Here is a 14183-nt window from a genome sequence, read left to right as displayed (position 1 = left end):
CACCACCCCCCCCAAAGCAGTTTTTTTTTGGGTTGCGGGGCCGTTTCTTTTTTATAACCCCCCGCGGGGGGGGGGGGGGGGCGGGCGCGGGCCCCCCCCCCCCCTCCGTGTGGGCCGGGCTGCGCTACTGCTGCTTCAGCGAGTCCGTGTAGGCCTTGCAGGCCTGGTAGTCCGGCAGCAGGCCGTCGGCGAGCGCCTCCGCGAGGGAGGGCGCCACCGCGTCGCGGGCCGAGAGCTGCGGGGCGTCGGTCGGCCACTCGATGCCGAGATCCGGGTCCAGCGGGTGCACGCCGTGCTCGCCGGTCGGGTTGTACGTCGCCGAGCAGAGGTAGGTCAGCGTGGCGTCGTCGGTGAGGGCGCAGAAGCCGTGGCCGAGGCCCTCGGGGATGTAGACGGCCTTGCGCTCGGTGTCGTCCAGCCGGACGAACTCCCACTTGCCGAAGTTCGGCGAGCCGACCCGCAGGTCGACGATGACGTCCAGCACCGCGCCGCGGGTGCAGGCCACGTACTTGGCCTGGCCGGGCGGGACGTCGGCGAAGTGGATGCCGCGGACGACGTCCTTGGCGGAGAGCGACAGGTTGGCCTGGGCCAGGTTCAGCGGGTGGCCGACGACCTCGGCGAGGCGGTCGAAGCGGTACCACTCGGTGAAGTGGCCGCGGGCGTCGCCGTGCACCTGAGGGGTGATCTCGAAGGCGCCCTCGATGGAGAGCTCACGGAACTTCACTTGGCGGCCGCCTCTTCGAGCAGGCCCAGCAGGTACTGGCCGTAGCCGCTCTTCAGCAGCGGCTCGGCGAGCTCGCGCAGCTGGGCGTCGTCGATCAGCCCGGCCCGCCAGACGGCCTCCTCGATGCAGCCGATCTTGAAGCCCTGGCGCTCCTCGATGACCCGGACGAACTCCGAGGCCTGGACCATCGACACGAACGTGCCGGTGTCCAGCCAGGCGGTGCCGCGGTCGAGGATCGTCACGTGCAGGTCGCCGGTGCGCAGGTAGGCGTCGTTGACGGCGGTGATCTCCAGCTCGCCGCGGGCGCTCGGCTCCAGCGTGCGGGCGATCTCGACGACCCGGTTGTCGTAGAAGTACAGGCCGGGGACGGCGTAACGGGACTTGGGCTCGGTCGGCTTCTCCTCGATGGAGATGACCTGGCCGGTCCCGTCGAACTCGACCACGCCGTACGCGGTCGGGTCGGCCACGGGGTACGCGAAGACCCGGCCGCCCTTGATGTCGGAGTGCTCGGTGAGCGCGGTGCCCAGGCCGGTGCCGTGGAAGATGTTGTCGCCGAGGATCAGGGCCACCGGCTCGTCGCCGATGAAGTCCGCGCCGAGCACGAAGGCCTGGGCGATGCCCTCGGGCTTCTCCTGGACGGCGTACTGGAGCTTCAGGCCGAACTGGGAACCGTCGCCCAGCAGTCGTTCGAACTGGTCCCGGTCGTTCGGGGTGGTGATGATCAGGATTTCGCTTATCCCGGCCATCACCAGGGTCGAGAGGGGGTAGTAGATCATCGGCTTGTCGAAGACCGGGAGGAGCTGCTTCGACACCGCACGGGTCAGGGGCCACAGCCGCGAGCCGGTGCCGCCGGCCAGGAGGATTCCACGCATGGGTGCACCCTATTCGAGATCGGTGAACGCGGGAGGGGCCGGGTCGGGAGGGCGTTCGGGCGGCGGTAGACTACGCGCATTATGCGCATCCTCGTGACCGGCGGCGCCGGATTCATCGGTTCGGAGTTCGTCCGTCAGCTCCTCGGGGCTGACGAGAATGCCCGGATCACGGTCTTTGACAAGCTCACCTACTCGGGCGTCCTGGAGAACCTCGCTCCGGTGGCCGACCACAAGGGCTACACCTTCGTCCAGGGCGACATCTGCGACACGGACGCCGTCGACCAGGTCATGCCTGGGCACGACGTGGTGGTGCACTTCGCCGCCGAGTCCCACGTGGACCGTTCGATCGCCGGCGCGGGCCCGTTCGTGCTGACCAACGTCGTCGGCACCCAGGTGCTGCTCGACGCGGCCCGCAAGCACGGCGTCGGCCGCTTCGTCCACATCTCCACCGACGAGGTGTACGGCTCGATCAACGAGGGCTCCTGGACCGAGACCTGGCCGCTGGAGCCGAACTCCCCGTACTCGGCCTCCAAGGCCTCCTCCGACCTGCTGGCGCTGGCCTACCACCGCACCCACGGCATGGACGTCGTGGTGACCCGCTGCTCCAACAACTACGGGCACTACCAGTTCCCGGAGAAGGTCATCCCGCTGTTCACCACCAACCTGATCGACGGCAAGAAGGTGCCGCTGTACGGCGACGGTGGCAACGTCCGCGACTGGCTGCACGTCTCGGACCACTGCCGGGGCATCGAGCTGGTCATGCGCGGCGGCCGCGCCGGCGAGGTCTACAACATCGGCGGCGGCACCGAGGCGACCAACAAGGAGCTGACCGGCCTGCTGCTGGAGGCCGCCGGCGCCGGCTGGGACATGGTCGAGCACGTCGCGGACCGCAAGGGCCACGACCTCCGCTACTCGATCGACATCAGCAAGATCCGCGAGGAGCTCGGCTACGAGCCGCAGGTCCGCTTCGAGGACGGCCTCGCCGCGACCATCGCCTGGTACCGCGAGAACCGCGCCTGGTGGGAGCCGCTGAAGCAGAAGGCGGCCCTGGCCAAGTGACCGCGAACGCCGCCGCGCCCGTGCGCTGGCTGGTCACCGGCGCGGCCGGGATGCTCGGGCAGGACCTGCTGTCGGTGCTGGGCGCCGACGGGACCGCCGAGATCACCGCGCTGCGCCGGGCGGACCTCGACATCACCGACGCGGCGGCCGTCCTGGCCGCCGTCGAGGGCCACGACATCGTGGTCAACTGCGCCGCGTGGACGAACGTCGACGGTGCGGAGACCGAGGAGGCAGCCGCCACCGCCGTCAACGGCACCGGCGTGCGCCACCTGGCCGCGGCCTGCGCCAGGACCGGCGCGCGGCTGCTGCACGTCTCCACCGACTACGTCCTGCCGGGCGACGCCACGGAGCCCTGCCCGGAGGACGCCCCGACCGCTCCGGTGAACGCGTACGGCCGCAGCAAGCTGGTGGGGGAGCAGGCGGTCGCCGAACTGCTCCCCGAGCACGGCTACATCGTGCGCACCGCCTGGCTGTACGGCGAGCACGGCCCGAACTTCGTGGCCACCATGCTCAAGCTCGCCGCCCAGCGGGACACCCTGGACGTGGTGGACGACCAGCACGGCCAGCCGACCTGGTCGTACGCGCTGGCCGGCCGCCTGGTCGAGCTCGGCCGGGCCGCGCTCGCCGGGCAGGCCCCGGCCGGGGTCTACCACGGCACCGCGAGCGGCCGCACCACCTGGTGCGGACTGGCCGGCGAGACCTACGCGCTGAGCGGGCTGGACCCGGAGCGGATCCGCCCGACCACGTCGGAGGCCTTCGTCCGCCCGGCCGCCCGCCCGGCCTTCAGCGTGCTGGCCCACGACCGCTGGGCCGCCGCCGGACTGGCGCCGCTGCCCGAGTGGCGGGCCATGCTGGCCGAGGCGCTGTCCCGGCCCGTCTTCGCCGAACTGGCCGCAACGGCCCGGACCACCGAGAGCGACAGACCTCAGTGAAGAACGCACTGACGAAGGTGACTGCCGCGCTACCGCCGGGAACCCTGGCGGTGGCCGGCGGCACCGTCGTCCTGGGTGCCGCCGCCTACATCCACCTCGGGGTGGCGGGCCACAGCCTGTCCGTCGACGACATGGCGAACGTCTCGCTGCTGTGGACGATCGTGATGTCCGTCGGCATCGGCGTCTTCTTCCCGATCGAGCAGGAGCTCACCCGGATCGTCGCGGCGCGCGCGGCGCTCGGCCACGGTGCCGCGCCGGTCCTGCGCCGGGCGGCCCTGCTCACCGGCGGGATCCTCGCGGCGACCCTGATCGTCCTCGGCGCCGCCTCCGGCCCGATCGCCCGGTCGATGTTCCACGGCGACCGCTCGCTGGTGCTGGCGCTCGGCGGGGCCTTCACCGGCATGGCCGTCTGCTACCTCACCCGTGGCGTCCTGGCCGGCCTCGGCCGCTTCGGCGCGTACGGCACCCAGCTCGGCCTGGACGGCGGCCTGCGGATCGGCCTGGCCTTCGCCTGCGGCGTGGCCGGGGTGCACTCGGCGCTCGCGTTCAGCCTGATCCTGGCCGTCGCGCCGATCCTCGCCACGATCGCCACGCTGCCGCCGCTGCTGCGCGCGGTGAAGCCCGGCGAGCAGGTCGGCTGGTCCGAACTCTGCTCCGGGCTGGGCCTGCTGATCTGCTCGACGCTGCTCTCGCAGGTCGTGGTGAACGCGGCCGTGGTGAGCACCAAGCTGCTCGCGCCCTCGGACTCCGCGCTGATCGCCGCCCTGCTCAACGCGCTGGTGCTGGCCCGGGTGCCGCTGTTCGTCTTCGGTTCGCTCCAGGCCTCGCTGCTGAACGGCCTCTCCGCCGCGATCGCGGTCGGGGACCGGGCGGCCTTCACCGGGATGCTCAAGAAGATCGGCGTCGTGGTGGGCGTGCTCGGCGTGCTCGGCGGGATCCCGGCGGTCGCCCTCGGCCCGTGGCTGATCCAGGTGCTGTTCGGCGCCAAGCCGGTGCTCGGCTGCCTCGACTTCTTCTGGTTGTCCGCCGGAACCGTGGCGTACATGTTCGCGATGGTGCTCGGCCAGGCGCTGATGGTATTCAAGCGGCACAACCTTCAGCTGCTCTGCTGGGCGGTCGGCACCGCGGTCCTCGCCGGGGTGACCTTCCTGCCGGGCGAGGTGTCCACCCGCGTGATCCTTGCGTACACGGCGGGTTCCGTGGCCACCGTCCTCGGTATGCTGGCGGTGCTGAGGCAGAGTTTCGCCCGTTCGGCGACGAATTCCGCCGGCCTCGTCCAGCAGCCGGGGGACCCGAACGCCGCGGTGCTGAGCAGCCGGACGGCCGGTGAATGACCGTGTCCGCCCCTCATCTTCAGATCGCCGCGCAGCAGCGCGGGCCAGACCCCATTCATGGAGCCTCCGTGTCCCAGTACGACGATGTTTGGCTGGTGATCCCGGCCTACAACGAGGGCCAGGTGATCGCCGACGTTGTGGAGGGGGCGCGAAAGACGTTCCCGAACATCGTGGTGGTCGATGACGGCAGCGGCGACGACTCGGCCAAGCACATCATGGAGACGGGCGCGCACCTGGTGCGCCACCCGGTCAACCTCGGTCAGGGCGCCGCCCTCCAGACCGGCCTGGCCTACGCCCTGGCCCAGCCGGGCGCCAAGTACTTCGCCACCTTCGACGCGGACGGTCAGCACCAGACCGCCGACGTCGAGAAGATGGTCGCCCTGCTGCGGGAGGGCGACACGGACGTGGTCCTCGGCTCGCGCTTCATCGAGCAGAACGGGCAGGTGCCGTGGATCAAGCGGGTCGTCCTGCGCACCGCGGCGACCGTCAGCCCGACCGCCCGCAAGCTCAAGCTGACCGACTCCCACAACGGCCTGCGGGTGCTGAACCGCGAGGCCGCCGGCCGGCTGCGGATCACCATGAACGGCATGGCACACGCGTCGGAGATCGTCAGCTTCCTCGCCGGCTCGGACCTCCGGGTCGCCGAGCTCCCGGTGGACATCCTGTACACCGACTACTCACGCGCCAAGGGTCAGTCCCTGATCAACGGCGTCAACATCATCTTCGACATCTCGCTGCGGGAGCGTAGCCGCCGATGAAATTCTTCTGGATCCAGCTGGTTCTCATTCTCGGCTCGGTCACTCTCGCCTACATGTTCATCCGGCGTTGGGACCGTGCCAACACCCGCGCCTGGAAGCGCATCGCGTTCTCGGTCTTCGTGGTCGTGAACATCTACGCGGTGCTGCGTCCCACCGACGTGACCTGGCTGGCCCACCAGCTCGGCGTCGGCCGCGGCACCGACCTGGTGCTGTACGGGATGGTGCTGGCGATGGGCTTCCTGACCCTGAACACCTTCCTGCGCTTCCGCTCGCTGGAGAAGAAGCTCACCGATCTGGCGCGCACCGTGGCGATCAACGAGGGCGCCCGCCTGAACGAGGAGCGCTTCGACCTGGACCTGCCGGTCTCGGCGCCGGTCGACCGCAGCAAGGTCTGATCCCGTGGCGACCTTCGAGTTCATGCTGCCGTACTACGGCGACGTGGCGCTGATGCAGGCCGCCGTGCGGAGCATCCTCGCGCAGACCGACCCGGACTTCCGGCTGACGGTCATAGACGACGGCAAGGAGCCGGACGTCCCGGGCTGGTTCGCCACGCTCGGCGACGACCGGGTGGGCTACCTGCGCAACGAGCAGAACCTCGGCATCACCAAGAACTTCCAGAAGTGCGTGGAGCTGTCCAAGGCCGACCACGTGGTCATCATGGGCTGCGACGACCTGCTGCACCCGCACTACCTGGAGACCGTCCGGTCGATCCTCAAGGCCAACCCGGACCTGGGCATGGTGCAGCCGGGCGTCGAGGTCATCGACGGCAACGGCGAGGTCAGCCGTTCCGGCCTGGCGGACAACGTCAAGGAGAAGATCTACGCGCCGACCGTCAAGGGCCGGCGGCTGATGGGCGGCGAGGAGCTGGCCGCGAGCGTGCTGCGCGGCAACTGGCTCTACTTCCCGTCGATCTGCTGGCGGGGCGAGGCGCTGCGCGCGGTCAACTTCCGTGACGAGTACTCGGTGATCCAGGACCTGGCCCTGGTCGTCGACCTGCTGGAGCGCGGCGAGCAGATGATGGTGGACAACACCACCGTCGTCTTCCAGTACCGCCGGCACGCCGTCAGCGAGTCCTCGGTGCAGGCCTTCTCCGGCACCCGGTTCACCGAGGCGGAGCGGTACTTCAACGCGGTGGCCGAGCGGATGGACGCCCGCGGCTGGCCGAAGGCCGCCCGTGCGGCCCGGTTCCGCAGCGCGTCCCGGCTGCACGCGCTGACCATGCTGCCGGGCGCGCTGAAGCGCGGCCAGCGGGACGGCGCCAAGGTCCTGGTCCGCCACGCGCTGACCGGCGGAGAGCGGCACTGACCGCTCGTAGGTCCTGATACGGCACTGGGCCGGTAGTCCGAGTTCGGACTACCGGCCCAGTGCCGTTCGCGGGCGCCTCGCCACGGGTTACCAGGGCGCGCCCGAGGGGCCGAGCGGGTCGGGCTGCCGCGGCGGGTACGGGTTGACCTTCGGGCACGCGAGCTTCCCGGTGTCGGGCACCGGCTCCAGCAGGTTGCTGATGTCCGTCGGCTGGTCGCACTGGCCGTTGGGCGCGTAGCGCGAGCAGTGCCCCTTGGTGTCGGCGGTGCTCTGCGCGATCCAGGCCAGCGCGCCCGGGCCCCAGTGCGGGTCGGGCATGTACTTGCTGGCGGTGGCGGAGCCGGCCATGCCGAAGAGCAGGCCCAGCGAGCAGATGGCGCCGATGGCCACACCGCGCGGGTTGAGGCGCAGCGGGAGCCGGCGTCCGGTCTCCGCGGCCGTCTCGGCGGTGGGGGCCGCCGGGGCGCCCTGGCGGCGGCGGACGATCAGGTAGCACGCCAGCCCGACGAGGACCAGCAGGCAGTAGAGCAGCTGCGCGCTGGTGCGCGGGTAGAGCATGACGGCCTGGTCGCGCTCCATGTGGGAGGCGTACCAGTAGCGCATCAGCAGGGCGCTCGCCGTGCACGCGGCGGCGGTCAGCACGGTGGCCCGGCCGATCCCGAGGGCCAGCGCCACGCCCAGGCCGACCAGCAGGAGGATCGTGAAGAGGCCGACCCCGCCGATCTCGCCGGGGACCGGCCAGGTGCTCTGGCCGTCGGTGCCGGGGAGGTCGTCGCGCCACATCGCGAAGTAGGTGGGCTCGGTGTAGGTGTCGAAGTAGCAGTAGCGGTCGACGGTGCTGCCGGCGGACCCGAGCAGCCGGACCAGGTAGAGGCCGGCGACGACCAGGAAGACCCCGGCGGCGGCGCCGATCGCGCACAGGGCGTTGAGCAGGCCGGGGGTACCGCCGGTGCGGCGGGCGCGCAGCAGCAGCACCAGGGTGAGCACCACCACTCCGGCAGCGGACCACACGAACCAGCCGGAGTAGAGGAGGAACAGCAGCCCGATCCCGAGGCCGAGCACGGCGCCGCGGACGGCGGCGGTGCGGCGCGGGAGGTCCGGGGCGCGCTGGAGGAGCTGCATCAGCTTCGCCACCACGGGGAGGAAGGCGACGAGCACGAAGGTGGTGTACGGCTTGTACGGCTGCGCCATCGGCAGGGCGGCGGTGACGCCGATCCCGAGCGCCCAGAGCGGGGGCAGCAGCAGGCGCCAGGACAGGTAGGCGAGCGGGCCCAGCAGCGCGGTGAACGCCAGGTCGGCGAGCTTGAGCGCGTAGCCCACCTGGCCGTGGGTGAGGTGCTCGGCGATGAAGGCGACGATGTGCGGGAACAGCGGCGGGTAGGCGCCGTCGAGGGACTTGCCGTCCATCAGGGCGCCGACCCAGGCCTGGAGGCTGCCGGAGTCGCCGTGCTGGGCGTACAGCGGCCAGTTGGTGTCGCGCAGCGCGAGCGAGATGCCGGCGGCCAGGACGCCGGAGGACAGGCCCGCGACCGCGGCGGCGGCGAACCGCACCGGGAGGTCCGCCCAGCGGCGCATCGCCGGCACCAGGACCAGGACGACGAGGCCGACGAGCAGCAGGAGCCGGAGCTGGAGCGCGGCGAGGCCGCTGACCTGGCCGATCCTCGACATGGGGTTCAGGTGGACGGTCCATGCCAGACCGGTCATGAACAGCGCCGCCGTGGCCGCGGTCAGGATCTCCGCGGCCCAGAGGACAGCGGGGAGGCGAAGAGCGGCTGCCCGTCTCCTCTGGCTGGGCGGTATGCCCTGATGCCTGCCCGAGGCGGGGGCGGGCTGGACGCTCGTCGTCACTGTTCGGTCCTTCTGCTTCCCGCAGCACGTGGACGCGGGGGCGGTGTGTGGTTTCGGTGGCCGGACACCGCGATTCTGCCAGCACCTCGATCGGGGGATCAGCGCGGGCTGAACCGCCGTTCCCCGGCGGGTCGTTGTCGTCCAGGGGCGAGGAGTGCGTTGGCTCCGGCCGATCACCGCGTGGCACACTGCCGATGCGCTTCGACGCGTGGTGGCAGGACCCGTGGCGCGCCGTCCGGAACCGGCCATGACGAGATCGTCAACTCATACAAGTAGGGAAGTGTCTCGGTGCAGCCGCTGATCGACTCTGCCCACACGTCCGACGGGCCGCGCCGGGGTGAGGGCGGCGACGGGAGCGCGTCCGGCACCCCGGCCCCGGTCGTGCCGGTCCGGCTGCGGGCGCTCGCCGCCCACCGCTGGTTCTGGCCGGCGGCCCTGCTGCTCGGGTACGGCGCGCAGGTGGCGTTCCGCCTGGTGCTGTCGATCCACAACTACTTCCCGTCGGTGCACGCCGACGAGGACTCGTACCTGGTGATAGCGCGGGTGCTGGCCGGCCGGCCGACCACCGAGATGCCGGTCGGCGTGGTGATCCCGGGCGGTTACCCGCTGCTGATCTCGCCGGCGCTGCGGATCGCCGACAACCCGGCCACCGCGTACCACCTGGTGATGGGCATCAACGCGGTGCTCAACGCGCTGGTGTTCCCGCTGGCCGTGGTGGCGGCGCGCCGGCTGGGCCTGTCCCGGCCGCAGGCGTACCTGGTGGGCACCGCCGTGGCGCTGGTGCCGCCGGTGGTCTTCTACTCCCAGTTCGTCATGTCGGACACCGTGCTGCCGGTGCTCCTGCTGGCCTGGGTGCTCGCGATGCACGGCTGGCTCTCGCCCGGCACGGCGCGCCGCCGCGCGCTGTACGCGGCGGGGATGGGCCTGGCGGCCGGCTACACGATGGCCACCCACGACCGGGGCGGCGTGGTCGTGGCGCTGACGGCGCTGGTGCTGGTCGTGGTGCTGGTCCTCGGCTGGGCGCCGCGGCTCGCCTCGCTGGCCGGCGTCGGCGCGCTCGGGGTGTCGTACCTGGGCGCCAAGCTGCTGGCCGGCTTCGTCGAGAGCCGGTTCAAGGACGTGCCGCCGAGCGACGTCGGCAACAAGGTCTTCGAGAACCTCGAGGACAGCAAGTACATCGGCACGATCGTCGCCCGCACGTTCGGGCAGCTGTGGTACTTCATGACCTCCACGTACGGCTTCGGGGCGATCGCCCTCGTGCTGTGCGTGGTGGTGGTGTTCCGGCGCCGGTACTCGGTGGCCGAGCGGGTGGTGGCCTTCACCATGGTGGCGATGCTGTTCGGCACCGCGCTGGCCTCGGCGGCCGGCCTGGCGGACAACGACCGGACCGACAACTGGGTGTACGCCCGGTACTGCGCGGTGCTGGTGCCGCTGTTCCTGGTGGTCGGCCTGACCGCGCTGTTCCGGGCCGGGGTCCGTGCGCTGCTGTGGATGGCGCTGGTCGGCACGGTGGTGATCGGTGTCATCCAGGTGTCGGTCGGCGCGTACGCGGGTGCCGCGCTCAAGCTCTGGATCAGCCCGTGGACGGTGCCGGACGCGATGTTCCTGGCCTCGACCTGGGACGGCCTGCACATGATCCGGACGAGCTTCGGCGCGCTGGCGGTGCTGGCCGCCTGCCTGCTGCTGCGGGTGGCCGGCGGGCGCCGGGTGGTCGCCGCGGTGGTGGCCTGCCTGACGCTGTTCGCGGCCTACGCGACGATCGCCATCACCGACAACGTCTCCGAGCCGCACGCCAAGTTCCGCAAGTACCAGGCGGTCGGCGTGGCCAAGGAGGCGGGCCTGCGCAAGGGCGACAACGTGGTCCTGGACTGGGACCTCGACTGGGACACCCGGATGGCGATGGCCTACGAGGTCTACTGGGGCCGGGTCTGGACGGACAACGTCAAGGGCGGCAACGCCCCGCCGGAGAAGGCCACCGCGTTCCTGGCGGCCACCGGCAAGGACGCCCCGCCGGAGGCCAGCTGGCCGAATCCGAAGCCCGGCTGGCACGTCGCGAAGTACAACAAGGACCGCGGCTGGGTGCTCTGGCGCAAGGACTGACCAGGGCGTTCACCCCATCGGGGCCGGTGAGGAGCGCCTCACCGGCCCCGATTGGCATCCGGGCTGCTCCATGTGGCAGTATGTCCAAGTTGCTCGGTTGAGTGCCGATGCTGCGCGCCTCCCGCCGGGAGGACTGGAAGCGAGTCCCATGTACTCGTCGTTCCCGTGATGGCCGTCAAGCGTGAGTTCTACGCCACGGCAGCTGCGGGGCGAAAGTACGGGAATCTTCCGGGAAGCGTGAGCGGGGCCTCGACCCGGCGCCCCCAACCCCGAAAGTTCTAAACCGACGAAGTGATTCGTTGGTTTTTTGCAAGCGCGAGTGCGACACGCCCGAGCGCGGGGGTCGGAGGGTTGTCGTGCAGTGACTAAGGACAAAGGACTACTGAGTAGCCATGGCGGGACAGAAGATCCGCATCCGGCTCAAGGCCTACGACCACGAGGTCATCGACTCTTCGGCGAAGAAGATCGTCGAGACGGTGATCCGTACTGGTGCGCAGGTCGCGGGCCCGGTGCCGCTGCCCACTGAGAAGAACGTGTACTGCGTCATCCGCTCGCCGCACAAGTACAAGGACTCGCGCGAGCACTTCGAGATGCGTACTCACAAGCGTCTGATCGACATCCTCGACCCCACGCCGAAGACGGTTGACTCGCTCATGCGTCTCGACCTGCCGGCCGGCGTCGACATCGAGATCAAGCTCTGAGAGGCGCACCGAAGATGGCTAAGCAGATTAAGGGCATCCTGGGCGAGAAGCTCGGCATGACCCAGGTCTGGGACGAGAACAACCGGGTCGTCCCGGTGACCGTCGTCAAGGCTGGGCCCAATGTCGTGACCCAGGTCCACACCGCCGACAGCCCGGCCGGCTACGACGCCGTCCAGATCGGCTTCGGCGAGATCGACCCCCGCAAGGTGAACAAGCCCCTCGCGGGTCACTTCGCCAAGGCCGGTGTCACCCCGCGCCGCCACCTGGTCGAGCTGCGTACCTCGGACGCGTCCGAGTACACCCTGGGCCAGGAGATCACCGCCGAGCTGTTCGAGGCGGGTGTCAAGGTCGACGTGACCGGCACCTCCAAGGGCAAGGGCTTCGCCGGTGTCATGAAGCGCCACAACTTCCGGGGCCTCGGCGCCGGTCACGGCGTGCAGCGCAAGCACCGTTCGCCCGGTTCCATCGGTGGCTGCGCCACCCCGGGCCGCGTGTTCAAGGGCCTGAAGATGGCCGGCCGGATGGGTCACGAGCGTGTGACCACCCAGAACCTGACCGTGCACGCGGTTGACGCGGAGAAGGGTCTGCTCCTGATCAAGGGTGCGATCCCGGGCCCGAACGGCGGCCTCGTCCTCGTCCGCACCGCGGCGAAGGGGCTGTGAAGGATATGAGCACCATTGACATCCTGTCGCCCTCGGGTGACAAGACCGGCAGCCTCGAGCTGCCGGCCGAGATCTTCGACGCGAAGGTCAGCGTTCCGCTGATGCACCAGGTCGTCGTGGCGCAGCTCGCTGCGGCCCGTCAGGGCACCCACAAGACCAAGACTCGTGGCGAGGTCCGCGGCGGCGGCAAGAAGCCGTACCGCCAGAAGGGCACCGGCCGCGCCCGTCAGGGCTCGACCCGTGCGCCGCAGTTCGCCGGCGGTGGCGTCGTGCACGGTCCCGTGCCGCGCGACTACTCGCAGCGGACCCCGAAGAAGATGATCGCCGCCGCTCTGCGCGGTGCGCTCACCGACCGGGCCCGCCACAACCGCATCCACGTCGTCACCGACGTGGTCGCGGCCGAGGTGCCGTCGACCAAGGCCGCCAAGGGCCTGTTCGGCAAGATCACCGAGCGCAAGAACGTCCTCCTGGTCGTCGAGCGCGAGGACGAGCTGGGCCTGAAGTCCGCTCGTAACCTGCCGCACGTGCACATCCTGGACGCCGGTCAGCTGAACACCTACGACGTGCTCGTCTCCGACGATGTGGTCTTCACCCAGGCCGCCTTCGAGCGTTTCGTGGCCGGTCCGGCCGCGTCCGCCAAGGCCGTTGCCGCTGAGGGCGAGCTCGAAGGGAGCGCCGCCTGATGAGCGACGTTACGAGCAAGACGTTCACGGACCCCCGTGACGTCCTGGTGAAGCCGGTCATCTCCGAGAAGAGCTACAGCCTTCTCGACGAGAACAAGTACACGTTCATCGTGTCGCCGGGCGCCAACAAGACCCAGATCAAGCAGGCCGTCGAGGCGGTCTTCTCGGTCAAGGTCGAGGCTGTCAACACGATCAACCGTCAGGGCAAGCGCAAGCGCTCCAAGACGGGCTTTGGCAAGCGCAAGGACACCAAGCGCGCCATCGTGACGCTGGCCGAGGGCAACCGCATCGACATCTTCGGTGGTCCGGTCTCCTAACGGAGATCGTGATCGTCGATAAGGACGAGGACGAGAGAGCCAAATGGGCATCCGCAAGTACAAGCCGACTACGCCGGGCCGTCGTGGCTCCAGCGTGGCCGACTTCGTAGAGATCACGCGGTCCACGCCGGAGAAGTCGCTGGTTCGCCCCCTGCACAGCAAGGGCGGCCGTAACAACGCCGGTCGGATCACCGTTCGCCACCAGGGTGGCGGTCACAAGCGCGCCTACCGCGTGATCGACTTCCGTCGTCACGACAAGGACGGCGTGCCGGCCAAGGTCGCGCACATCGAGTACGACCCGAACCGCACCGCGCGCATCGCGCTCCTGCACTACGCGGACGGCGAGAAGCGCTACATCATCGCGCCGCGCGGCATCGCGCAGGGTGACCGGATCGAGAACGGCGCTGGCGCCGACATCAAGCCGGGCAACAACCTGCCGCTGCGCAACATCCCGGTCGGTACCACCATCCACGCGGTGGAGCTGCGTCCCGGTGGCGGTGCCAAGCTGGCCCGCTCCGCCGGCTCCGGCATCCAGCTGCTGGCGCGTGAGGGCAAGATGGCGCACCTGCGCATGCCCTCCGGCGAGATCCGCCTGGTGGACGCGCGCTGCCGCGCGACCGTCGGCGAGGTCGGCAACGCCGAGCAGTCGAACATCAACTGGGGCAAGGCCGGCCGTATGCGCTGGAAGGGCGTTCGCCCGACCGTGCGTGGTGTGGCCATGAACCCGATCGACCACCCGCACGGTGGTGGTGAGGGTAAGACCTCCGGTGGTCGCCACCCGGTCTCGCCGTGGGGCCAGAAGGAGGGTCGTACCCGTCGCCCGAAGAAGGCGTCGGACGCTCTCATCGTGCGCCGCCGCAAGACCAACAAGAAGCGCTAGGAGCAGGT

15 protein-coding genes are annotated in these 14183 nt (G+C 70.2%); 12 read left to right on the top strand and 3 right to left on the bottom strand.

The genetic code is table 11. The features are described from left to right. Positions 1 to 124: 124 nt before the first annotated feature. Both rfbC and rfbA read right to left on the bottom strand, forming a co-directional pair. Positions 125 to 724, bottom strand: a complete 600-nt coding sequence (gene rfbC, locus ACFWJ4_RS02960; RefSeq protein WP_359897519.1) for a dTDP-4-dehydrorhamnose 3,5-epimerase — start codon at positions 722 to 724, stop codon at positions 125 to 127. Next, on the bottom strand, positions 721 to 1596 hold the full coding sequence (gene rfbA / locus ACFWJ4_RS02955) for a glucose-1-phosphate thymidylyltransferase RfbA (RefSeq protein ID WP_380538540.1): 876 nt from the start codon (positions 1594 to 1596) through the stop codon (positions 721 to 723). The genes rfbC and rfbA overlap by 4 nt, the downstream gene beginning before the upstream one ends. A gap of 81 nt (positions 1597 to 1677) precedes the next feature. Here rfbA and rfbB point away from each other — a divergent pair, with 81 nt between their 5' ends. From rfbB to ACFWJ4_RS02925, 6 genes are all read left to right on the top strand, one after another. Further along, on the top strand, positions 1678 to 2655 hold the full coding sequence (gene rfbB / locus ACFWJ4_RS02950; RefSeq protein ID WP_380538538.1) for a dTDP-glucose 4,6-dehydratase: 978 nt from the start codon (positions 1678 to 1680) through the stop codon (positions 2653 to 2655). Then, the gene (gene rfbD / locus ACFWJ4_RS02945; protein WP_380538536.1) at positions 2652 to 3587 is read left to right on the top strand and encodes a dTDP-4-dehydrorhamnose reductase; all 936 of its coding nucleotides are present in this window, start codon (positions 2652 to 2654) and stop codon (positions 3585 to 3587) included. The genes rfbB and rfbD overlap by 4 nt, the downstream gene beginning before the upstream one ends. A 17-nt stretch (positions 3588 to 3604) precedes the next feature. Then, a complete protein-coding gene (locus tag ACFWJ4_RS02940) occupies positions 3605 to 4921 on the top strand; it encodes a lipopolysaccharide biosynthesis protein (protein WP_380538534.1) in 1317 nt (438 codons plus the stop codon). Between the two features lie 68 nt (positions 4922 to 4989). Beyond that, positions 4990 to 5679 carry a glycosyltransferase family 2 protein gene (locus ACFWJ4_RS02935; protein ID WP_359897515.1) on the top strand — a complete coding sequence of 230 codons (690 nt, stop codon included), beginning with the start codon at positions 4990 to 4992 and terminating at the stop codon, positions 5677 to 5679. Further along, on the top strand, positions 5676 to 6074 hold the full coding sequence (locus tag ACFWJ4_RS02930) for a DUF2304 domain-containing protein (RefSeq protein WP_380538532.1): 399 nt from the start codon (positions 5676 to 5678) through the stop codon (positions 6072 to 6074). Before ACFWJ4_RS02935 ends, ACFWJ4_RS02930 begins: the two co-directional genes overlap by 4 nt. A gap of 4 nt (positions 6075 to 6078) precedes the next feature. Continuing rightward, complete coding sequence (locus ACFWJ4_RS02925; protein WP_359897513.1) at positions 6079 to 6984, top strand: glycosyltransferase; 906 nt, start codon at positions 6079 to 6081, stop codon at positions 6982 to 6984. Between the two features lie 87 nt (positions 6985 to 7071). On the opposite strand, the gene ACFWJ4_RS02920 is transcribed toward ACFWJ4_RS02925, so the two are convergent. Further along, positions 7072 to 8688, bottom strand: coding sequence for a hypothetical protein (locus ACFWJ4_RS02920; protein ID WP_380538530.1), 1617 nt, complete (start codon positions 8686 to 8688; stop codon positions 7072 to 7074). Positions 8689 to 9120: 432 nt separating this feature from the next. Between ACFWJ4_RS02920 and ACFWJ4_RS02915 the strand changes: the two genes are divergently transcribed. From ACFWJ4_RS02915 to rplB, 6 genes are all read left to right on the top strand, one after another. Further along, a complete protein-coding gene (locus tag ACFWJ4_RS02915; RefSeq protein ID WP_380538528.1) occupies positions 9121 to 10932 on the top strand; it encodes a hypothetical protein in 1812 nt (603 codons plus the stop codon). A gap of 392 nt (positions 10933 to 11324) precedes the next feature. Next, a complete protein-coding gene (gene rpsJ, locus ACFWJ4_RS02910) occupies positions 11325 to 11633 on the top strand; it encodes a 30S ribosomal protein S10 (protein ID WP_012785157.1) in 309 nt (102 codons plus the stop codon). 14 nt (positions 11634 to 11647) lie between these two features. Beyond that, positions 11648 to 12295 (top strand): 50S ribosomal protein L3, encoded by a 648-nt coding sequence (gene rplC / locus ACFWJ4_RS02905; RefSeq protein WP_189916064.1) that lies wholly within the window; start codon positions 11648 to 11650, stop codon positions 12293 to 12295. A gap of 5 nt (positions 12296 to 12300) precedes the next feature. Further along, a complete protein-coding gene (rplD, locus tag ACFWJ4_RS02900) occupies positions 12301 to 12978 on the top strand; it encodes a 50S ribosomal protein L4 (protein WP_359897509.1) in 678 nt (225 codons plus the stop codon). Then, positions 12978 to 13295 carry a 50S ribosomal protein L23 gene (gene rplW, locus ACFWJ4_RS02895; RefSeq protein ID WP_030280768.1) on the top strand — a complete coding sequence of 106 codons (318 nt, stop codon included), beginning with the start codon at positions 12978 to 12980 and terminating at the stop codon, positions 13293 to 13295. Before rplD ends, rplW begins: the two co-directional genes overlap by 1 nt. A 43-nt stretch (positions 13296 to 13338) precedes the next feature. Then, positions 13339 to 14175, top strand: a complete 837-nt coding sequence (gene rplB / locus ACFWJ4_RS02890) for a 50S ribosomal protein L2 (protein WP_320440637.1) — start codon at positions 13339 to 13341, stop codon at positions 14173 to 14175. Positions 14176 to 14183 lie beyond the last annotated feature (8 nt).

This window comes from Kitasatospora sp. NPDC127067 (assembly GCF_042724755.1).
GTDB classification, from domain to species: Bacteria; Actinomycetota; Actinomycetes; order Streptomycetales; family Streptomycetaceae; genus Kitasatospora; species Kitasatospora lactacystinica.
The sequence above is the reverse complement of the archived record's forward strand: the minus strand, read 5'-3'. Positions and strand labels throughout refer to the sequence as shown.